General features: G+C 66.7%; 14 protein-coding genes. 9 read left to right on the top strand and 5 right to left on the bottom strand.

Annotated features, from left to right (window positions below; translation table 11 throughout):
* Nucleotides 1-55 precede the first annotated feature (55 nt).
* Nucleotides 56-1,474, bottom strand: coding sequence for an NAD(P)H-quinone dehydrogenase (locus tag IAQ70_RS06660; RefSeq protein WP_190988533.1), 1,419 nt, complete (start codon nucleotides 1,472-1,474; stop codon nucleotides 56-58).
* Between the two features lie 117 nt (nucleotides 1,475-1,591).
* On the opposite strand from IAQ70_RS06660, the gene IAQ70_RS06655 reads away from it, so the two are divergent.
* Together IAQ70_RS06655 and IAQ70_RS06650 are read left to right on the top strand one after the other, a co-directional pair.
* The gene (locus tag IAQ70_RS06655) at nucleotides 1,592-2,410 is read left to right on the top strand and encodes a purine-nucleoside phosphorylase (protein WP_190988532.1); all 819 of its coding nucleotides are present in this window, start codon (nucleotides 1,592-1,594) and stop codon (nucleotides 2,408-2,410) included.
* Nucleotides 2,411-2,474: 64 nt separating this feature from the next.
* Nucleotides 2,475-4,271 (top strand): phospho-sugar mutase, encoded by a 1,797-nt coding sequence (locus IAQ70_RS06650; RefSeq protein ID WP_190988531.1) that lies wholly within the window; start codon nucleotides 2,475-2,477, stop codon nucleotides 4,269-4,271.
* 9 nt (nucleotides 4,272-4,280) lie between these two features.
* Here IAQ70_RS06650 and nirD read toward each other — a convergent pair whose 3' ends face one another.
* A complete protein-coding gene (nirD, locus tag IAQ70_RS06645; protein ID WP_190988530.1) occupies nucleotides 4,281-4,655 on the bottom strand; it encodes a nitrite reductase small subunit NirD in 375 nt (124 codons plus the stop codon).
* 294 nt (nucleotides 4,656-4,949) lie between these two features.
* Here nirD and nirB point away from each other — a divergent pair, with 294 nt between their 5' ends.
* The 6 genes from nirB (at nucleotide 4,950) to IAQ70_RS06615 (ending at nucleotide 11,910) form a co-directional block, all read left to right on the top strand.
* A complete protein-coding gene (gene nirB, locus IAQ70_RS06640; RefSeq protein WP_190988529.1) occupies nucleotides 4,950-7,580 on the top strand; it encodes a nitrite reductase large subunit NirB in 2,631 nt (876 codons plus the stop codon).
* A 2-nt stretch (nucleotides 7,581-7,582) separates the two neighbouring features.
* Entirely contained in the window at nucleotides 7,583-8,617 is a 1,035-nt protein-coding gene (gene cobA, locus IAQ70_RS06635; protein ID WP_190988528.1) for a uroporphyrinogen-III C-methyltransferase, read from the top strand.
* 14 nt (nucleotides 8,618-8,631) lie between these two features.
* A complete protein-coding gene (locus tag IAQ70_RS06630; RefSeq protein ID WP_190988527.1) occupies nucleotides 8,632-9,777 on the top strand; it encodes a uroporphyrinogen-III synthase in 1,146 nt (381 codons plus the stop codon).
* A gap of 148 nt (nucleotides 9,778-9,925) precedes the next feature.
* Nucleotides 9,926-10,786, top strand: coding sequence for an FAD-dependent oxidoreductase (locus tag IAQ70_RS06625; RefSeq protein WP_190988526.1), 861 nt, complete (start codon nucleotides 9,926-9,928; stop codon nucleotides 10,784-10,786).
* Between the two features lie 102 nt (nucleotides 10,787-10,888).
* Nucleotides 10,889-11,614 carry a deoxyribose-phosphate aldolase gene (deoC, locus tag IAQ70_RS06620; protein ID WP_190988525.1) on the top strand — a complete coding sequence of 242 codons (726 nt, stop codon included), beginning with the start codon at nucleotides 10,889-10,891 and terminating at the stop codon, nucleotides 11,612-11,614.
* 50 nt (nucleotides 11,615-11,664) lie between these two features.
* Nucleotides 11,665-11,910: a hypothetical protein gene (locus tag IAQ70_RS06615; RefSeq protein WP_190988524.1), complete on the top strand. Its 246-nt coding sequence runs from the start codon at nucleotides 11,665-11,667 to the stop codon at nucleotides 11,908-11,910.
* A gap of 85 nt (nucleotides 11,911-11,995) precedes the next feature.
* Here IAQ70_RS06615 and IAQ70_RS06610 read toward each other — a convergent pair whose 3' ends face one another.
* The 3 genes from IAQ70_RS06610 to IAQ70_RS06600 form a co-directional block, all read right to left on the bottom strand.
* Nucleotides 11,996-12,802 (bottom strand): metal-dependent hydrolase, encoded by an 807-nt coding sequence (locus IAQ70_RS06610; RefSeq protein ID WP_190988523.1) that lies wholly within the window; start codon nucleotides 12,800-12,802, stop codon nucleotides 11,996-11,998.
* A gap of 6 nt (nucleotides 12,803-12,808) precedes the next feature.
* Complete coding sequence (gene mfd / locus IAQ70_RS06605; protein ID WP_190988522.1) at nucleotides 12,809-16,489, bottom strand: transcription-repair coupling factor; 3,681 nt, start codon at nucleotides 16,487-16,489, stop codon at nucleotides 12,809-12,811.
* Between the two features lie 294 nt (nucleotides 16,490-16,783).
* The gene (locus IAQ70_RS06600; RefSeq protein WP_190988521.1) at nucleotides 16,784-18,697 is read right to left on the bottom strand and encodes a polysaccharide deacetylase family protein; all 1,914 of its coding nucleotides are present in this window, start codon (nucleotides 18,695-18,697) and stop codon (nucleotides 16,784-16,786) included.
* 931 nt (nucleotides 18,698-19,628) lie between these two features.
* Here IAQ70_RS06600 and IAQ70_RS06595 point away from each other — a divergent pair.
* Nucleotides 19,629-21,140, top strand: a complete 1,512-nt coding sequence (locus tag IAQ70_RS06595) for an SDR family oxidoreductase (RefSeq protein ID WP_190988520.1) — start codon at nucleotides 19,629-19,631, stop codon at nucleotides 21,138-21,140.
* Nucleotides 21,141-21,159 lie beyond the last annotated feature (19 nt).

Genomic DNA, 21,159 nt, shown 5'->3' with positions numbered 1-21,159 from the left:
CGCATATGCCAGTGGTTGAGCCTGGGTTTTCCCCACCCGGCCCACCCAGCGACGGTTACATGTGGACGTGCAGGCGCCTGGCGGCTTCCGAGATGGAGCCGCTCAGGGACGGGTACACGGTGAACGTGCTGGCGACGTCGTCCACGTGGAGCTTCTGCTTCACCGCGATGGAGATGGCGAAGATCAGCTCGGAGGCGTTCGGTCCCACCACCACACCGCCAATCACGGTGCCGGACCCCTTCCGGGCGAAGATTTTGACGAAGCCGTCCTTGGCGTTGCGCATTTTGGCGCGGGCGTTGCTCTTGAGCGACAGCTTGATGATGTCAGCCTGGTACTTGCCGGACTGGATCTCGGCCTCCGAGACCCCCACGTTGGCGATTTCCGGGGACGTAAAAATGTTGGACGCCACCTGGTGCAGCTTGATGGGCGTCACGGCGTCGCCCAGGAAGTGGGCAATCGCAATCCGGCCCTGCATGGCGGCCACCGACGCGAGCGCCAGGACGCCGGTGCAGTCGCCGGCGGCGTAGATGTTCGGCGCGGTGGTGCGGGAGACGCCGTCGACCTTTATATGGCCGCTCTCGCTGAGTTCCACGCCGGCCTCTTCGAGGCCGATGCCGGCAGTGTTGGGGATGGAGCCCACGCAGACCAGGCAGTGGCTGCCGGTGACCTTCGACCCGTCGCCGAGGGTGACCACCACGCCGTCGTCGGTCCGCTCCACGGTTTCGGCGCGGGCGCGGGACAGGACCCGCACTCCGCGGCGCTCGAAGACTTCCTCAAGAACCACTGCGGCGTCGGTGTCCGACCCGGGCAGCACACGGTCGCGGCTGGAGATCAGGGTCACCTTGGAGCCCAGACCGTTGTAGGCGGAGGCGAATTCCGCACCGGTCACACCTGACCCCACCACGATCAGTTCCTCGGGAAGCTCATCGAGGTTGTAGATCTGCGCCCAGTTCAGGATGCGTTCACCATCGGGCCGGGCCGTCGGCAGCTCCCGCGGGTGGGCACCCACGGCGAGCAGGATGGTATCGGCCTCCACGGTTTCCGTGCCGTCCGCCGTCAGGACTTCGATGGTGTGGCTGTCCACGAGCTTGCCGGAGCCGATCATGATGCGGATGTTCGGATGTTGTTGCAGCCCGGACGTGATGTCACGTGACTGCTGGCGGGCCAGGCCAAGGAGGCGGTCGTTGATGTGTTTGAGATCGGCGTGCATGACGGGCACAAAGTCGCCGCCGTCGACGTCGAACTTCACTCCCAGCTCCCCCGCCTCCCCGACGCGGGTCATCAGATCCGCCGTCGCGATCAGCGTTTTGGAGGGGACGACGTCGGTGAGGACCGCCGAACCGCCCAGTCCGGCACGTTCAATGATGGTGACCTGCGCCCCCAGGGAGGCCGCGACCATGGCAGCTTCATATCCGCCGGGTCCACCTCCCAGGATTGCGATCCGGGGTGAGCTGAAATCTGGATGCGTAGTCACAATCAACCATTCTCTCCCCATCTCGCCGGGACACCAACAAAAAGCCCGGATCAATGGTGCACGTCACCGGCACCCGTGACACTGTGCACAGCGGCGGCGGCACGATAGCTTGTACCAGTGAGTAATACAGACTTCCTGACCATGGATCCTTTCGACGCCGCGCGCTCCGCCGCTGAGTACATTGCCGAGAAGACCGGGGTGGGCAGCCACGACGTCGCGCTGGTCCTGGGATCGGGCTGGGCCGAAGCTGCCGATCTGATCGGCGAGACCACCGCCACCCTGGCCGCGGACGAGGTCCCCGGTTTCCACGCCCCGGCCGTGGTGGGGCATGTGGGCACCATCCGCTCCGTGCTGACCAAGGAAGGCAAACGCGCACTGGTCCTGGGCGCCCGGACCCACTACTACGAAGGCAAGGGAGTCCGTGCCGTGGTCCACGGCATCCGCGCGGCGGCGGCCGCCGGCTGCAAAACCCTGGTCCTCACCAACGGCTGCGGCGGCATCAATGAAAACTGGACTCCGGGCACGCCGGTCCTCATCAAAGATCACATCAACCTCACCGGCACGTCCCCGCTGGAGGGCGCCACGTTCGTTGACCTGACAGATCTTTACAGCTCGCGCATCCGGGACCTCGCCCGTGAGGTTGATCCTTCGCTGGATGAGGGCGTGTACGTCCAGTTCTCCGGACCGCACTACGAGACCCCGGCCGAGGTGCAGTTTGCCAAGCGGATCGGCGCGGACCTGGTCGGCATGTCCACCGCGTTGGAGGCCATCGCCGGCCGTCATACCGGCATGGAGGTGTTCGGCATTTCCCTGGTGACCAACCTTGCTGCCGGGATCAGCGCCATGCCGCTGAGCCACCAGGAAGTCCTCGAGTCAGGCCAGGAAGCCGGACCCCGCATCTCCAAACTGCTGGCCGGGATCATCGCGAAGCTTTAGCTGCAACGCGCCACCGGCGAGTGTCCGGGACCGTTCCGGGAACAATGACGATAGCGTTGACCCCATGACGTCCACCGAAGCCGCCTCCTTGTTCAGCCACGCCCGGGAATGGGCGGCCAAAGATCCGGATTCAGCCACGGCCGCCGCGCTCACAGAGCTGCTGCAGCTGGCGGAGGACGGCTCCGCCGCCGCCAATCAGGAACTCGCCGACAGCTTCAGCGGCACCCTGCAGTTCGGCACCGCCGGCCTCCGCGCTGCCCTCGGACCCGGGCCGAACCGGATGAACCGCGTGGTGGTGCGCCGCGCCGCCGCCGGACTCGCCGCCTTCCTCACCCACGCCGTCGGTGAGGCCGCGCCCGGAACCCGGCCGCGCGCCGTCGTCGGCTATGACGCCCGCCACAACTCGGACATCTTCGCGGCGGAGACGGCGGCCATCTTCGCCGCCGCCGGGATTGACACCTTCCTGATGCCCGCCGCGCTGCCCACTCCCATGCTCGCTTTCGCCGTGCGTGCCCTCGACTGCGACGGCGGCGTGATGGTCACCGCCAGCCACAACCCGCCTCAGGACAACGGCTACAAGGTGTACCTGGGCCGCCATGCCGTGGAGGCAAGCGGCCGCGGAGCGCAGATCGTGGCGCCTTACGACGCACGGATTGCCTCGCGGATTGGGGCAGTGGGGGCGCTTGATTCCATCACCCTCGCCGCGGACGGCTGGACTGTGCTGGACCGTTCCGTGGCCGCAGACTATGAACGCGCGACGGCGGCGCTCGCCGATGCTGTCCGCTTCCCCTCCCGCGACCTGCGCATCGTCCTGACCCCCATGCACGGCGTCGGCGGTGAAACGGCGGTGACGGTGTTGACGGCCGCCGGCTTTGCCGACGTCACGCTGGTGGCTGAACAGGCCGAGCCCGATCCGGATTTCCCCACGGTGAGCTTTCCCAATCCTGAGGAGCCGGGCGCCCTGGACCTGGCACTCGAGACCGCCGCCCGCGTTGACGCCGACATTGTCCTGGCCAACGACCCCGACGCCGACCGTGCCGCGGTGGCCGCAAAGGACCCGGACACCGGCGACTGGCGCATGCTGCGCGGGGATGAGGTCGGGGTGCTGCTGGGGGCCCATATCGTGGCCCGCCTCGCGGCGGCCCGTCCTACGGCGGGCAGTGCCGGACCTGACGGGGCCGGGACGCCCGACGGCGGTGAAACAGCCGGTGCCGAACGTGCCGGAGTGTTCGCCAATTCCATCGTGTCCTCGCGGCTGCTCTCCCGCATCGCCGCGGCGGCCGGCTACGCCCACGAGGAAACTCTCACCGGCTTCAAGTGGATTTCGCGGGTGCCCGGGCTGCTGTACGGCTATGAGGAGGCCCTGGGCTATTGCGTGGCGCCGGACCTGGTCCGGGACAAGGACGGCATCTCGGCCGCGGTCCTCATCGCGGAGATGGCTGCCGCCGCCAAGGCTGCCGGTAAGACCATCTTCGACACGCTGGATGAGCTCTACCTCCAGCATGGTCTGCACGCCAGTGATCAGCTGAGCATCCGCGTGGCGGATCTGGGCCTGCTGGATGCCATGATGAACCGCCTGCGCGTCAGCCCGCCCGAGTCCTTCGGTTCTTCCGCAGTGGAGACGTTTGTGGACCTGGCCGAAGGGAGCGAACACTTGCCGCCCACCGATGGCCTGTTGTACCTGACCCGGGACCAGACCCGGGTGATCATCCGGCCCAGCGGCACCGAACCGAAGCTCAAGTGCTACCTCGAAGTGCTCCGTCCGGTGGAGTCTGCGGCCGAGCTTCCGGAGGCCCGGCAGGCCGCCCGGCTCGCCCTGGATGCCGTGATCGGCGATGTCCGCGAGGCCCTCGGACTCTAGTGGTGCCTGCTAGACCTCGACTTCGATGAAGCCGTCGGAAATGCGGGTGCGGAACGTTTCCAGGCGCACTGCCGCGGTACCGAAGCATTCACCGGTTTCCAGATCGTAAACCTCTTTGTGCAGCGGCGAGGCGATGGTTGGCCTGGTGCCGCGGGAGCCCAGGATGCCGCGGGCCATCACGTGGGCACCGGTCGCCGGGTCCTCGTGCGCCACAGCAAAAACCTCACTGGGGCCGGTCCGGAAGAGGGCCACCTGGCGGCCGGCGATGAGTGCTGCCTCGCCCCAGGCGAGCTCGAGCTCCGCCACAGCGCAAACCCGGTGCCAGCCACCGGCGATCTCCGAGGTGTCGGCGGCGAGTGCCCCTAATTCCAGTGTTGCCGTCATATCCGGTTCAACTCCCCGTACTTGTCTGTCTGATTGTTGGGCCACTCTTGTGTGACCGTCATGACCTTCGTGGCCGTACTAATAACGTAGGCACCGGGTGTTTCAACGGCGTGCTGTGAATGTGTCCGGCGGGTAAAAGAGACCTCACCCGGTCGGAAACGCGTTCGTGATGCAGAAGTTAAGCCCACGAAACAATTGGGAAACTGAAGCGAAACTGCGTCTCCGTAGTCTGAGTGGACACCTCGTCAGAGAAGGTCGCAGAACACCGTCTGCGGCCCATGCGAAAGGCCCACAGTGACCGAACAGACTTCAAGCACAGAGAACCCGCGCCGCATCGTCGTCGCCGGTGGCGGCCCCGCTGCCCACCGCTTCGCCGATGCCATGCATTCCCGTGGCCTCGAAGGCTGGCATGTCACGGTCCTCACCGAGGAAGCCCACCTGCCCTATGACCGCGTGGCACTCTCCAAGGCCCTCACGGACACCGGCGTGGACCTGACACTGGGATCGGCTTCCATGTGGGACCACGCTTCGCTGGAACTGAAGACCGGCGAGCGCGTCGTGAAGATCAATCCCGAAGCCAAGACGGTGGAAACCGCTGCAGGCAGCACCGTCGAATACGACCACCTGGTGGTCGCCACCGGCTCGAATGCCGCCCGCCTGCCCATCCCCGGCAACGAGCTCACTCACGTCTACCGCACCCTTGAAGACGTGTGGGCCATTAACAAGGCCATCACCGAGCTCACGGAAAAGCTTGGCCGCAAGGTCAACGCCGTCACCATCGGTGGCGGCCTCCTGGGTCTCGAATCGGCCGCCGGCACGGAACAGCTCGGCGCCACGCCCATCGTGATCGACGGTTCGAAGTGGCTGATGGCCACGCAGCTGGACGAAGGAGCTGGCCAGGCCATGGGCCGGCTCATCAAGGCCAAGGGCTTTGAAGTCCACGGCGGCGTCTTCCCCTCGGAGGTCCTGTCCGACGACGAGGGCCAGGTCACGGGTGTCCTCATGGCCGACGGCCGCATCATCGACGCAGACATGGTGATCGTGGCCATCGGCGTCCGGCCCCGCGACGAACTCTTCCGCGCCGCCGAGGGCGACGAACAGCTTTTCAGCCTGGGCCAGCGTGGCGGTGTGGTCATCAACGACTACTGCGCCACCGAGGTGGAGGGCATCTGGGCCATCGGTGAAGTGGCCAACTTCGAGGGCATGTGCCTGGGCCTGGTTGCCCCCGCCAACACCATGGCAGAGATCGTGGCCGACCGCCTCCACGGCGGCGAGGCCACCTTCCCCGGCTTCGACACCGCAACCAAGCTCAAGCTCTCCGGTGTGGACGTGGCCAGCTTCGGTGACGGCTTCGCCAAGACCGAGCACTCGCTCGAAATCGTCTACGCCGACCCCGCCCGCGGCGTCTACCAGAAGATCGTCACCACCGACGACGCCAAGACCCTCCTGGGCGGCATCTTCGTGGGCGACGCAACGCCTTACACCAGCCTGCGCCCGCTCCTGGGCCGCGAGCTGAGCGCCGAGCCCGGCGCGTACCTCACGGCAGCCGGCGGCGGCGACGCGCCGGAAACTGAACTGCCGGACGACGCCATCCTGTGCTCCTGCAACAACGTCTCCGCCGGAACCATCCGCGACACCGTCAACGGCTGCGGTGCCTGCGACGGCAATGCCCCGGTCCAGGAACTCGGCGAACTCAAGGGCTGCACCCGCGCCGGAACCTCCTGCGGTTCCTGCGTGCCGATGCTCAAGAAACTGCTCGAAACCGAACTCACCAAGTCCGGCGTCGAGGTCTCCAAGGCCCTTTGCGAGCACATCGAGCTCTCCCGCCAGGAACTCTTCGACGCCATCCGCGTCCTGGAGCTGACCTCCTTCGAGGAGATCATGGCCAAGTACGGCACCGGGGCCGGCTGCGACATCTGCAAGCCGACCATCGCCAACATCCTGGCCAGCCAGAACAGCGCCTACGTCCTGGACGCCGGCCGCGGCACCCTGCAGGACACCAACGACCGCGCCCTCGCCAACATGCAGAAGGACGGCACCTACTCGGTGGTCCCCCGCATCGCCGGCGGTGAAATCACCCCGAAGAAGCTCGGCGTCATCGCCGCCGTGGCCGAAAAGTACAACCTGTATACCAAGATCACCGGCGGCCAGCGCATCGACATGTTCGGCGCCCGCCTGGAGGAGCTCCCGGAAATCTGGAAGGAACTGGTGGACGCCGGCTTCGAATCCGGCCAGGCGTACGGCAAGAGCCTGCGGACGGTGAAGTCGTGCGTGGGTTCAACCTGGTGCCGGTTCGGCGTGCAGGACTCGGTGGCCATGGCCATCGCGCTCGAGCTGCGCTACCGCGGCCTCCGCAGCCCGCACAAGCTCAAGATGGGCGTCTCCGGCTGTGCCCGTGAATGCGCCGAAGCCCGCGGCAAGGACGTGGGCGTCATCGCCACCGCCGACGGCTGGAACCTGTACGTCGGCGGCAACGGCGGCGCCACCCCGGCCCACGCCCAGCTGCTCGCCAAGGACCTGGACGACGAGACGCTGATCAAGTACATCGACCGTTACTTCATGTACTACATCCGCACCGCCGACCGCCTGCAGCGCACCGCACGCTGGCAGGAAGAGCTCGACGGCGGCATCAAGCACGTCGAGGATGTGGTGGTCAAGGACACCCTGGGCATCGCCGAGGAACTCGAAGCGGCCATGGCCAAGCACGTTGACACCTACGTGGACGAGTGGGCCGACACCCTGAAGGATCCCGAGCGCCTGCGCCGGTTCCGTTCCTTCGTCAACGCCCCGGACCAGAAGGACGATTCCATCACCTTCGTCTCCGACGAGCGCGGCCAGATGCGGCCGGCGACCCCGGAGGAGAAGGGCAAGGTCCTGATCGGCGCCTCCATCCCCATGCGGCCCCGCGACGAGAACGAGGTATAGCCATGCAGCTCAGCATTGATCTGACCGGCCGTGAAGTCCTGGTCACCGGCTCCGACCACGCCGCCCGCCAGGCGGTCCGCCGCTACGAAGCCGCGGGCGCGGTCGTCTACCGCCTCAGCACCCCGCAGGGTGCCGCGCATGACGGCCCGGTTCCCGAGCGGCCCTTCCTGGTCGCCGCCGTCGACGACGGCCAGCCGGGCTGGGAGGCCCTGCTCGGCCGGTGCCGCGCAGCGGGAATCCCGGTAGCGGCCGAACCGGCCGCGGGGCCTGTTGGCCAGGTCACCCTCGTGGGTGGCGGCCCCGGCACCACCGAGCTGCTGACTGTCGCCGCCGTCAACGCCCTTCGCGATGCCGATGTGGTGTTCTACGACCGGCTGGCGCCGTGCCAGGACCTGCCAATCCTGACCTCGGCCGAGCTGGTGGACGTGGGCAAGAAGCCCGGCCACCACAAGGTGAGCCAGGCCGACATCGAAAAGCTGATGGTGGCTTCCGCCCTGGAGGGCAACAACGTGGTCCGGCTGAAAGGCGGCGATCCCTACGTCTTCGGCCGCGGCGGCGAGGAAGTTGCCTCCTGCGTCGCGGCAGGCGTCCCCGTCCGCGTCATCTCGGGTGTCACCAGTGCGATCTCAGTGCCGGCAGCCGCCGGCATCCCGGTGACGCACCGCGAGGTCAGCCACATGTTCACCGTGGTCTCCGGCCACGCGCCGCTCACCGAAAAGGAACACATGCACCTGGCCGGCCTGGGCGGCACCATCGTGGTCCTGATGGGCATCGGCACCCTGCACCAGCTCGCCGCCGGGCTCCGCAAGGCAGGCATGCGTCCCGACATGCCCATGGCCGTCGTCGAACGCGGCTACCGTCCCGGCCAGCGCACCACCATCGCTGACCTGGGTACCATCACCTCCGCCGCCGCCGGCTGCAGCAACCCCGCCGTGCTGGTCATCGGCGAGGTGGTCCGGGTGGCCGAAGCCAACCGCGGGCACGCTGAGGCTGCCGCCGACCTCGACAGGCTGGCGGCCTCGCTGCTGGGTTCGTGAAAGGATTGACCCCCATGAACGCACTGGCACCGGCAGAACCTGAGGTAGACGAAGCATCGGACGCCGGAAGCTCCCCGCTGGAGGGTTTCCGTATCGGCGTCACGTCGCACCGGCGCTCCCGGGACCTCATCGAGGCCCTGGAACGCCGCGGCGCGGAAGTGCTGCATGCCCCGGCGCTGAAAATCGCGCCCGTGCAGGAGGACATCCGCCTCATCGAGGACACCAAGGCCATCATCGCGGCCCGCCCGGACCTCTGCATCGCCACCACAGCGTATGGCATGCGCCGCTGGTGCGAGGCGGCCGATTCGTTCGGGATCGGGGAGGAACTGCTGGAGACGCTCGGCGCGTGCCGGATGTTCGTCCGCGGCCCCAAAGCCCGGGGTGCCGTCCGCGCGGCCGGTCTCGCCGACGTCGGCATCAGCAGCGACGAAACCACCGCCACGCTGGTGGACATGCTGCTCACCGAAGGGGTGCGGGGCAAGACCGTGGCCGTGCAGCTCCACGGCTACACGGACGTCCGGCAGCTGGAACGGCTGCGCATGTCCGGTGCCACCGTCCTGACCGTGACCCCTTACCGCTGGGTGAAGCCCGACGGCGAAGACCGGCTTCCCCGCCTCATCGAGGCAGCGTGCAGCGGGAACCTTGATGTGCTCACCTTTACGAGCGCGCCCGCCGTTGACGCCATGTGGAGCACCGCGCACGAAATGGGCGTCTACAAGGAGCTGATCCACAGCCTCAAGACCAACGTCACCACCGCTGTGGTTGGCCCCGTGACGGCCCAGCCGCTCCTTGACGCCGGCGTCACCCCGCTCATTCCCGAGCGGTTCCGGATGGGTGCCCTCATCCGGCTGGTGTGCGAGCACCTCGCCCTGAACCATGTCCGGCGCCTGGACACCGGCTCCGGCAACATCGAGTTGCGCGGGCGCAGCCTGCGGGTGGACGGGCAGCCTGTCGAGCTGGCCCCGGCACCGCTGCTGCTGCTGCGCGCCCTGCTGGGGGCCGGCGGGGCGGTACTGTCCCGGGAAGCGCTCTCGGACCTGCTCGAGCTGAGGGGCTCGGTCCACGCCCTGGACATGACCGTCAGCCGACTCCGCTCCTCGCTGCCGGACGGCCGTCTGGTGGAGACAGTGGTCAAGCGGGGCTACCGGATCCGGGTGTGACCCAGGGCATTACCGGCGGGTAAACATTGGCGAACGCACCCCGTTCAACCTGCAATGACGGGGAAACACGCCGGTAAAACGGGGCGCCTACGCTGGCATCATCACGAAGTTCCGGCCGTTCAGCGGCCGCCAGCGAAAGGGCCAGCACATGTCCGCTCCGGCACCCTCCACGTCCACCCCCACTGCTACCCGCATTGTCATCGCAGGCGCAGGGCCCGCCGCCCAGGCGCTCGTCAGCCAGTTGGACCGGGCCCGGTTCACCGGCACGATCACCGTCCTCAGCAACCGGGATGACGTCTCCGCGGAACTCCTGGAACTCGCCACGCTCCCCCAGGTCTCGCTCCGGTGCGGCCAGCCCGCCAGCTTCATCGAGCCGGGAACCCGGACAGTGACCACGGCAGACGGCATGGAATTCGGCTACGACCATCTGGTGATCGCCACAGGTTCAGCACCGGAGCAGGCCCCCGTGGAGGGTTCGGACCACTGCCTGAGCTACTCCACCATTGATGACGCCGCCCGCATTGGGTCCGCCGTCAAGGACCTCAGCGCGGAACTGGGCAGGCGGCCGCTGGGAATTCTGGTGGGCACAGGTGCCGCGGCCGGACAGGCGGAGGCGGTGCTCCGCTCCCGCGGCGTCCGGCCCGTCCGTACCACCATGCGGCCCGCCGCGGTGACACCCCGGACGCCCGGCCCGGGGCTGCAGTCCGCCGGGATCGTCTTTCCGGACGGCAGCACCATGAATGGCGACATCGTGGTCCTGGCCGAGGAACGGGTTTCCCTCGACGGGCTCGCCGCCGGCGCCGGGCTGCGGACAGCGCCCGGCGGCGGCATCGCCATCACCCAGGATTTCCGCACCTCGGTGCCCGGGATCTGGGCACTCGGTGACGCCGCAACGTTCGACGGCGTCCGGCTGGGACTGCTGGTCGCCGCGGCTTCTGCGGCGGGTGCCTGTGCCGCCCAGCTGATGACCGCGTCGCCGGCTGGTGCGGTTCTCCAGACCGCCGCCTGACCCTCCGGCTTATCGCGGTTCCTGCTGTGGCAAGATGGTTTCCAAAAGAGCCCTGCACTCCGTGGCTCCAGCGGCCCCCAAGGCCACGAGGAAAGGACCATCATGAGCAACGAAGCCATTTCTGCTGACCAGCGCGGAGCCGGTACGGACTCAACCCCGGGCAACATCGCGTCCTACATTGACCACACCCTGCTCAAGCCTGAAGCCAGCGAGGCTGAGATCCTCAAAGTGTGCGCCGAGGCAGCCGAATACCACTTCAAGTCTGTCTGCGTGAATCCCCTTTGGGTCAAGACGGTCAAGACCGCCCTGAAGGGGTCCGGAGTGCTGACTTGCTCCGTGATCGGTTTTCCCCTGGGTGCTACCCCAAGCGATGTGAAGGCCTTCGAAGCACGCGGTGCCGTGCTGGACGGCGCCGATGAAATCGACATGGTCATCAACATCGCGGCCGCGCGGGCCGGGGACAAGGGGACCCTGGTGGATGACATTTCCGCCGTCGCTGAAGCCGTCCACGCGAGCGGGGCCATTTTGAAGGTCATCATCGAGACGGTGTTCCTCTCCGACGACCAAAAGGTCCTTGCCTGCCAGGCGGCAGTTGAGGCGGGGGCGGACTTCGTCAAGACCTCCACAGGCTTCAACGGCGGGGGCGCCACGGCGGAAGACATCGCCCTGATGCGCCGGACTGTCGGTCCTGAGCTGGGCGTCAAGGCCTCCGGCGGGGTACGTTCCCTGGCTGACGCTCAGGCTATGATTGCTGCAGGTGCAACACGTATAGGTGCCAGCTCCGGTATTGCGATCGTCAAGGGTGAACAGGGTTCAGCCGGATACTGACGCCCCCGGAGCCGCCACAGATTGAGCCCCGCGGGGCCGAGGAGGAACGAATGTCCAGCAAGACCACAGCGTCAGGCAGTGCCAAGGTGCAGACCCCCGAGAACGAAAACAACCTTGCAACGAGCATCGGCCTGTTTGTCGTCATGATCATCCTGTTCCTGGGCGCCGTCTACTCGCTTTCATTCCTCACGCTGGACAACCCGTGGCCGATGGCCGTCTGCCTTGGCCTCTTTTTCCTGGCGTACTGGATCCCGCAGACCATCACGGGCCGCTCCGATTCAGCCGGCGAGAAGTAACAACCGCTCTTCACCGCAACGCGGGGTCATCTAATGCCCGTCCTCAAGGATTTATCGGGCATTATCTGACCCCGCGTTGGTTTGTTTAAGGGCGGATAACGTTGAAGACCGCGGTGAGGACTTCCGGTCCGTGCTGCCGGGCCACCGCCCAGGCGGCAACGCACATCCCCACCATGGCGTAGGCGCTCACGGGGATCAGCACCAGCCACTCCCGCCGCGACCCTGCCCGGCCCAGCAGCGGCAGCGAAAACGCCCCATTCGCTTTCCAGACGTCGTTGAGCACCGGGAGTTTGCGCAGGAACCGGGGCGGCTTGATGACGATCGGCCAGAGCAGCGGCACGCCCCCGGTGGTGATCATGTCCCCCACAATGTGGACCACAACACCGGTCATCATGGACACCGGCAGCCAGGTCCACTGGTGCGGGGCAAACCACGTCACCAGGCCGGCCATGGCCAGGGCGAAGATCCAGTTGCTGATGAAACCCGACTTGGGGAAGAGCTTCAGCGCCTTGGCCGCAATGTTGATCATGAACATGCACAGCAGGCCGGCACCGATGGACAGCAGGCCCCAGTCGGTCTGCAGCTGGATCTGCCCGGCCATCATGGCGAGCACCACAAAGAAGGCCGCCCCCAGGATGGAATGGGTGCCCTGCCGGTGCCCGCCGCTGGCGTTCTCGATCCCCCGGGCAATGACGTTGGACAGCGGCGGCAGCGAGTTGGCCACGGTGCTGTGGCGGTGGTCCCAGTCGCACACCAGGGCTGTACCCGCCGTCGCCATGCCGCCGATCAGGATGCCGGTGGCATCCAGCGGATACCAGCCCAGGGTGTAGGGACCGGTCGAGGCAATAGCTACCCACGCCGCGGCTCCCGACGCGGCGTGATGTCCTCCCATCAACGGTCAGCTCACCGCCAGCGGTGCGTCGGAGAAGATGTTGCGGATGACCCCGTTGGCCCATTCCAGGATTTCGGCGTCCTGTAGGTCCCGGCCGCCAATCCTGGCGGTCTTGGGCTTCGGTATCAGCACCGCGTCCAGCGCAGGCTTGGACTGGGAGCCCGGGTACATCCGCGTCAGCCGCATGAGCTTGGACTCCGGCAGTTGTGCCGGCGAGAACTTGATGAAGTTCCCCTGCAGCGCGACGTCGGACAGGCCGGCTTCGCGGGCACCCACGCGGAAGCGGGCCACGGCGATCAGGTTCTGGGCCGGCAGCGGCGGTTCCCCGTAACGGTCCACCAGCTCGGCCAGGACCTCCTCGATGGCCTCGGTGGTCAGCGCGGAAGCAAGCTTTCGGTAGGCCTCCAGTCGCAGGCGCTCCCCCGGCACATAGTCGTGCGGCAGGTGGGCGTTCACCGGCAGTTCGATCTTCATCTCGGCGGCCTTTTCCTCGGCGTCGCCGCGGTAGTCGGCCACGGCCTCGCCTACCAGCCGGATGTACAGGTCAAAGCCCACACCCTGGATGTGGCCGGACTGCTCGCCGCCGAGCAGGTTGCCCGCGCCGCGGATTTCGAGGTCCTTCATGGCCAGCTGCATGCCGGCACCAAGTTCGTTGTGTGTGGCCACGGCCTTGAGGCGTTCCAGCGCCACCTCGCCCAGCGGCTTCTCCGACGGGTAAAGGAAGTAGGCGTAGGCGCGTTCGCGGCCACGGCCCACGCGTCCGCGGAGCTGGTGCAGCTGGGAGAGCCCGTACTTGTCCGCGCCGTCCACGATCAGCGTGTTGGCATTTGAGATGTCGAGGCCGGTTTCGATGATGGTGGTGCACACCAGCACGTCAAAGCGCTTCTCCCAGAAATCCACGATGATCTGCTCCAGCCGGCTCTCGGACATCTGCCCGTGCGCCACCTCAACCCGGGCCTCCGGAACCAGTTCACGGACCTTCGCCGCGGTCCGTTCGATGGTGGACACACGGTTGTGCACCAGGAACACCTGGCCTTCGCGCATCAGCTCACGCCGGATGGCGGCCGAGGTCTGCTTGTCCGTGTACGGCCCCACGTAGGTCAGCACGGGGTGGCGTTCCTCCGGCGGTGTGGCAAGCGTGGACGTTTCGCGGATGCCGGTCAGGGACATCTCCAGCGTGCGGGGAATCGGAGTGGCACTCATGGCCAGAACGTCCACGTTGGTCCGCATCTTCTTCAGCGCCTCCTTGTGCTCCACACCGAAGCGCTGCTCCTCGTCCACTATCACCAGGCCCAGGTCCTTGAACGCGAAGTCCTTGGACAGCAGCCGGTGTGTGCCGATGACCACGTCCACGGAACCGGTCTTGACGCCCTCCACGGTTTCCTTGGATTCCTTGGCGCCCTGGAAGCGCGACAGTGCCTTGACGCGCAGCGGGAATCCCGAGAAACGCTCGGTGAACGTCTCATAGTGCTGCTGGGCGAGCAGGGTGGTAGGCACCAGGACCGCCACCTGCTTGCCGTCCTGGACGGCCTTGAACGCGGCGCGTACGGCGATCTCCGTTTTGCCGTAGCCCACGTCGCCTGACACGAGGCGGTCCATGGGGATCTCGCGCTCCATGTCCGCTTTGACCTCATTGATGGTGGTCAGCTGGTCCGGCGTTTCCACGTAGGGGAAAGCTTCCTCCAGCTCACGCTGCCATGGCGTGTCCGGACCGAAGGCGTGGCCGCGGGAGGCCATCCGCGCGGAGTAGAGCCGGATGAGTTCGCCGGCGATCTCCTTGACCGCCTTGCGTGCCTTGGACTTGGTGCTGGCCCAGTCCGAGCCGCCCATCTTGCTGAGCACCGGGGTATCGCCACCCACGTACCGGGTCACCTGGTCCAGCTGGTCCGTGGGGACAAAGAGCCTGTCCCCCGGGGCGCCGCGCTTGGACGGGGCGTATTCCAGGACCAGGTACTCGCGGACGCCGTCGCCGCCACCCGCAACCTTGCGCTGGATAAGTTCGATGAACCGGCCGATGCCGTGCTGTTCGTGCACCACGTGGTCGCCGTTGACCAGCTGCAGCGGGTCCACGGCGTTCCGCCGCTTGGAGGGCATGCGCCGCATGTCCTTGGTGGAACCTGCTGAAGTCCGTCCGAGCAGATCGGCTTCGGTGAGCAGACCCAGTTTGAGGCTGTCCAGGACAAAACCGCGTCCGACGGCGGCTGTGGTCACCTCGATGATGCCCGCCTGCGGTTCCGTGTCCAGGGTGTCCACCCGGGCACACGGAATATCGGCGTCGTGGAACAGTTCCGCCAGGCGTTGCGCCGGACCGGGCCCTTCCGTGACCACCACAATCCGCCACTGGTCCCGCACGTGCGAGCCAATAAATTCCATCATTTCGGCCACGTCACCCTGGTAGCCGCGGGGTTCCCGGGCGTGCAGGTTCAGGACGTCGATCTCGGGCAGCAGCTCCTCGTCGGTGGCCAGCGACGTGATGGACCACCAAGACACAGCGTGCTCAAGCGAGGAGCTGCGGGTTTCGGCGAGCGAGCGGAAGCTGGCCGAGTGCAGCGCGGCTGAAGCCTGCGAGCTGAGGTCCAGCGGCGCAGTACCGCCGTCCGACGCGGTGGACCAGGCCGCTTCCAGGAACTCCTCGTTGGTGGCGGCCAGATCGTGCGCGCGGGTGCGGACCTTTTCCGGTTCGATGACCACGGAGATCGATCCGGCAGGCAGCTGCTCGACGAAGGGAACCATGGCGTCCACCAGCACCGGCGCCAGGGACTCCATGCCTTCCACGGCGATGCCGCCGGCAATCTTTTCCAGCATGTCCGCGGCCGCCGGGAGCTGGGTCTTCAGGGTGGCTGCACGGGACATGACCGAGGGCGTGATCAGGATTTCCCGGCACGGCGGGGCGTGCAGTTCAGTGGGGTGGTGGATGCCGGGGGCTGAGAGCGAGCGCTGGTCAGCGACGGCGAACCAGCGCATCTGGTCCACCTCGTCGCCGAAGAACTCCACCCGGATGGGATGGTCCTCGGTGGGCGGAAAAACGTCGATGATGCCGCCGCGGACGGCAAACTCGCCGCGGTGCGTGACCATGTCCACGCGCGCATAGGCGGCATCGGCCAGCCGGCGCACAACGTCGGTGAAAGGGATGTCCTGGCCCACCTTCAGGGTGACCGGGACCAGTTCCCCCAACCCGGCCACGATCGGCTGGACCACGGCCCGGACGGGAGCCACAACCACCCGGAGAGGGGCCGCCGTCGAACTTTCCGGGTGCGCCAGCCGGCGCAGGACAGACAGCCGCCGGCCCACGGTGTCCGAGCGCGGCGAAAGCCGCTCGTGCGGCAGGGTTTCCCAGCTGGGGAACTCGGCCACGGAATCGGCCGGCAGGTAGGCGCGGAGCGCGGCGGTCAGGTCTTCGGCTTCACGTCCGGTGGCGGTGACGGCCAGCACCATCGCGGGGATCCCGCCGTCGGGCGTTCCTTCAGCGGCGTCGGCGGCCGCCAGGCCGTCGGCCATTTCCGCGAGCAGGGCAGCCCGGAGTCCTGCCGGTGCGCTTATCTGGTAATCCTGGCCGCGGACCTCGAACCCCCGTTCTGCCTCGGCCTTGACCCTGGCGAAGGTCCGGTCCTCGGCCAGCGCCCGGCGGAGTCCGGCAAGCGACGGGCCGGGATGGGAGGTACCGGTGCGGGAGGCGCTCGGACTCATGGCAGAAACTCCTGTGGTGTTCAAGGCCTGTGGGTTCAAGGGGAGCGCAGGCAACACGAAAGCCCGAAATTCACTTCGAATCCCGGGTCATCCCAGCCTACTCCTGCCCCGCCGCCCTCCCGGCACGCGTTTCTACGCTTGCTGAGGAAAAACGCCTCCCCTCGCGGTGCATCAGACAGCCACGTTGGCCCGCCGAAGGAAGGAAGAGACATTCCGTCCAGCATTCTAGGGGCGGCAAAAAGCAGGCCCCGGATGTTCCGGGACCTGCTTTTTGTTAGTGATCCTAGGAGAGCTTTAGCTGTCGGTCGGGTTGTACATCCGGTAGAGGAACGCTGCCATCGCGTCGCGGTTGATGGCCTCGTATGGGCGGTAGGTCACCGTGCCATTGGTTTCCGTCCAGCCGGTGGAGATGCCTGCCTTTGCAAGCCACGCCATTTCCAGGTAGAACTGCTGGCCGGTGGACACATCAGCGAACGGTGAGGCCGCCGGTGCTGCGAAGGCCGGTTTACCCGCTGCCCGGTACAGGAACGCCGCCATGGCATCCCTGCTGATGGCCTGCAGCGGACGGTAAGTCACCGTGCCGTTCGGCTCCGTCCAGCCAGTGGAGATTTCCTGGGCTTTAAGCCAGGCCATTTCCTTGTAGAACTGCTGGCCCGTGGACACATCCGCGAACGGGGAAACCGCCGGTGGAGTAAAGGCCGGCTGGCCCGCTGCCCGGTACAGGAACGCCGCCATGGCATCCCTGTTGATGGACTGCAGGGGACGGTAGGTCACGGTGCCGTTGGCCTCAGTCCAGCCAGTGGAGATTTCCTTGAATTTGAGCCAGGACATCTCCTTGTAGAACTGCTGGCCGGTGGACACATCCGCGAACGGCGAGACCGCAGGCGGCATGTACCCCGGCGCCAGCATCTGCACGTTGTCCACGTAGGCGGTGATGCCGGTGCCGTTCACAATGATCTGCAGGCTCGCCGAGGCCACAGTGGCGGAGCTGGGTGTGTAGGCGAAGTTCATCGACTCCACCCACCTTGCGTTCTCGGTCTTATAGGTCTTCCCGGAGATCCAGGCTCCGGCGGCGTTGTACTCGTCGACGTAGAACCCCACGTAGCCGGTCGTGATCGCCGCCACGTTGAGGAAGGCCTTGAACAGGTAGGTCGTCGCCGGTGTCACGGGAACCTTCGGTGAGAACAGGTGCGACTCGGTCGCACCTGAGACGAACTTGACGGAATTGGTCGCGTCCGGGAAGCTGCCGTTGGTGCCCGCATCGGCCGTGATGGTCGCCGGAGCATCAGTGCTCCAGCCGTCCCCGAGTCCGTTGTTGAACGTCGGATTAGGCATCAGGTTGGGGGTACCCGTCACGAGGCCCTTGCTGACGTTGACGTTCTTGATCTGGCCGGCGTCGACCTTCGTCTTTACGTAGGCCGCGAGCTGTTCAAGTTCGGCGGTGCCGTACTGGTAGTCGTCCGGCGTCTGGCTCGGATTCGGCATGATGTCGTGGAAGGTGAACACGGCCCAGGTCTTGTTCAGGATCGCCTCGTCGACCTTCGCCTTCAGGGCGGCGACCGGGGTGGTCACCTCCACGGCGGGCGTGTTGTGCAGCAGGAGGTCGCCGAGCGGCCAAGGGTTGTTGCCAACGTCGGCGAAGCCGCGCATGGAGGTGTAGTACTTGGCCACCTGGGCGACCGTCGACATGTCGTAGTCGCCGTACGGCGCGGCGAACGCTGTCGGGTTGAAGCCGTTGGTTACCAGCGCGGCCTTGCTGTCAGCCAGCTCGGCATCCACCTGCGCTGGTGTCAGCTTGGTGGCCTGGCAGTCGCCGCCGATGCTCACCAGGCACTGATGGTCAACGGTATGGGACCCGATCTCCCAGCCGTAGGTGTTCTGCAGCTGCGTGATCTGGGCCCACGTCATGTACGGGACATCGGTGCCGGCGCGGCAGGTGTTCGGCGTGGCGGTCATGCCGACGCAGTTCGTGATCACGTAGCTGGTGCCGGTCAGCCCGTACTTCTTCAGTACCGGCGCCGCCTGGTTGATGGCGCTGGCCATGCCGTCATCGAAGGTGAAGGACACGAGCGGCTGGGGTGCTGGGTTGTCCATCGCCGCGTTCGCCGCTCCGGGCGTCAGCAGTGCGGCGGACAGTGCCGCCACGGCCAACCCAACGGTCACGAGCTTGGCGCGCCCCCGCGGCAAGCCGGATCTGGTTCTGGTCATGAGTACTTCCGTTCTGTTCGGATGGGTGACAGCGCCTGGTTGCACCGCCGTGTTGTGATCGCAGGCTCTGCAGAAGCTCGAACGCCTGCCCGGCCGGCCGGACTTCGATGCCGCTTTCTTCGATGATCTGCACGTGGGCGGCGAGGACGGCGCTGATGAAGCTGCTCTGGTCCGCCGCGAGGGTGTCCTCGTGGGAGCCGATCGACTCGGGAGTCGAGATCCGGTGGTAGACGAGGATGAGCCAGCCGTTCCCTCGCGACGCCGCGGGGGCAGGCCTCCGCGGGCGGGGAGTGAGCGGCCTTCCTGATCAGCTGGTGGAAAGTGGGGAGGGGCAGGGCAACGAGCTCCGGGTCCGGTGTGTAGCCGCCGTTGGCCGTGCGGTGCCGAGCGTTCGTTGTGTAGCGTGGCCGGACCGCGCGGCGGATACTGTTGACGTAGTGTGCACCACTGCTGCCGCGCCCTGTCAACGTGCCGAACAGATGGACAGAAATCAGGTCTGATGCTGCGAGAGTACTCCCCACCATGTCCCCCTATCCCCCAGGCAGGCGACACCAAGTGCAGCCATCCGGTCGGATGAGCAGCGGTGCAATGCTGCTCATCCGGCTTCCAGAACCACCGTGACACGGTGACATGTAGCCGACAAGGCTCGGGGATACCTGACTTTGCCATGGAGGCAAAGACACGTAGTACCCGTACCCGTTCCCCGCCTGGTGAGGTAGGTCAGGACGCCGAACAAGTACTGCTGCCGGCCGGGGTAAGTAGTTCACTAAGTACAAAGATGGAAAAACTGGCAGCAGGCGGGCCCCGGACGTTCCAGAGGGGCCTTGGCTTACCGGTCAAAACGAGAGCATTTGAACCGGAGAGGCGATCCCGGCGCATTGCTACGCTGGCTTAGCACCGACGTTTTTTAGTGAACTTCCGAGGAGACCACATGAACGGCATCCGCCGCACCGTCCTGGTAACGGGCGCCACCGGCTACATCGGCGGCCGGCTTGTTCCGCGACTGCTCGAGGCAGGGCACACCGTGAAGGTCCTGGTCCGGACACCAGCCAAGATCGCGAGTGTGCCCTGGCTGGAGGATGTGGAAGTGGTACAGAGCAGCCTGGACGACGGCGGGGCCCTCCGGGACGCGCTTGCCGGCGTCGACGTGCTCTACTATCTGGTCCACTCCATGGCCGCCGGGTCGGGTTTCGAGTCCAAGGAAAAAGCCATGGCCCAGACCGCCGCGAAGGCGGCCGCTGACGCCGGGGTGGGCAGGATCGTCTACCTCGGCGGCCTGCACCCCGCCAAGGTGGAACTGTCCACGCACATGCGGTCCCGGGAGGCAGTGGGCAAGGTGTTCCTGGACAGCCCGGTGGACGCGGTGGTCTTCCAGGCCGGTGTGGTGATTGGGTCCGGGTCTGCGTCCTTTGAAATGATCCGGCACCTCTCCGAAACCCTCCCGCTGATGCCTGCGCCGAGTTGGGTGCGCAACAAGATCGAGGCGATCGCCGTCCGGGACGTGCTGTATTACCTGGTCAGCGCAGCCTCCCTCACCGGACACATTAACCGTACGTTCGATATCGGCTGCCGCCAGGTCCTGACTTACGCGGGCATGATGAAGGAGTATGCGGCCGAGGCCGGACTGCCGTACCGGGTGGTCTTGGCACTGCCGGTTCCCGCGCCCAAACTTGCAGGGTTGTGGGTGGCCCTCACTACGCCCATCCCCCTGTCCATGTCGTTGCCGCTGGTCCAGTCGCTGCAGCACGACGCCGTGTCCCGGGAGCACGACGTTGACTCCGTCATTCCCGTGCCTGAGAGCGGGCTGACTCCGTACCGGCGGGCAGTTGCCCTGGCCCTGGGCAAGGAGCGTGACGGCCAGGTGGAGACCACGTGGGCCAGCGCCGGCGCCGATGCCGATCCCCTGCCCAGCGACCCGGATTGGGCTGGGCACACGGTCTTCGTGGATGAGCGCACTTTCCACGGGGACGTTGACCCGGCGCACGTGTGGACAGTCATCGAGGGAATCGGCGGCCGCAACGGCTGGTATTCGCTGCCGCTGGCCTGGCGGGTCCGTGGCTGGCTGGACAAGCTCACCGGCGGCGCCGGGCTCCTGCGGGGACGCCGGCACCCCGGCAACCTGGCTCCGGGCGAGGTGGTGGACTGGTGGCGGGTGGAGCGGATGGACCGCGGCAAACTCCTCCGCCTGCGGGCAGAGATGCGCGCGCCGGGGCGCGCCTGGCTTGAGCTGTCCGTAGAGCCCGACGGCGGCGGGAGCCGCTACCGGCAGCGCGCCATTTTCTTCCCCAAAGGCCTCAGCGGCAGGCTCTACTGGCTGGCCGTCCTGCCCTTCCACAGCCTCATTTTTCCGGCGATGGCACGGAACATCACCACTGCTGCACGGAAGATCGCCGACGCTGAGCGCGCGGAGGCCGGTTCCAAGAACACGCCCGGTGCCCCGTAGGATGTGGGGAGCAAAAAGC

Source organism: Pseudarthrobacter sulfonivorans (assembly GCF_014712225.1).
In the GTDB taxonomy this organism is placed as follows: domain Bacteria; phylum Actinomycetota; class Actinomycetes; order Actinomycetales; family Micrococcaceae; genus Arthrobacter; species Arthrobacter sulfonivorans.
The sequence above is the reverse complement of the archived record's forward strand: the minus strand, read 5'-3'. Positions and strand labels throughout refer to the sequence as shown.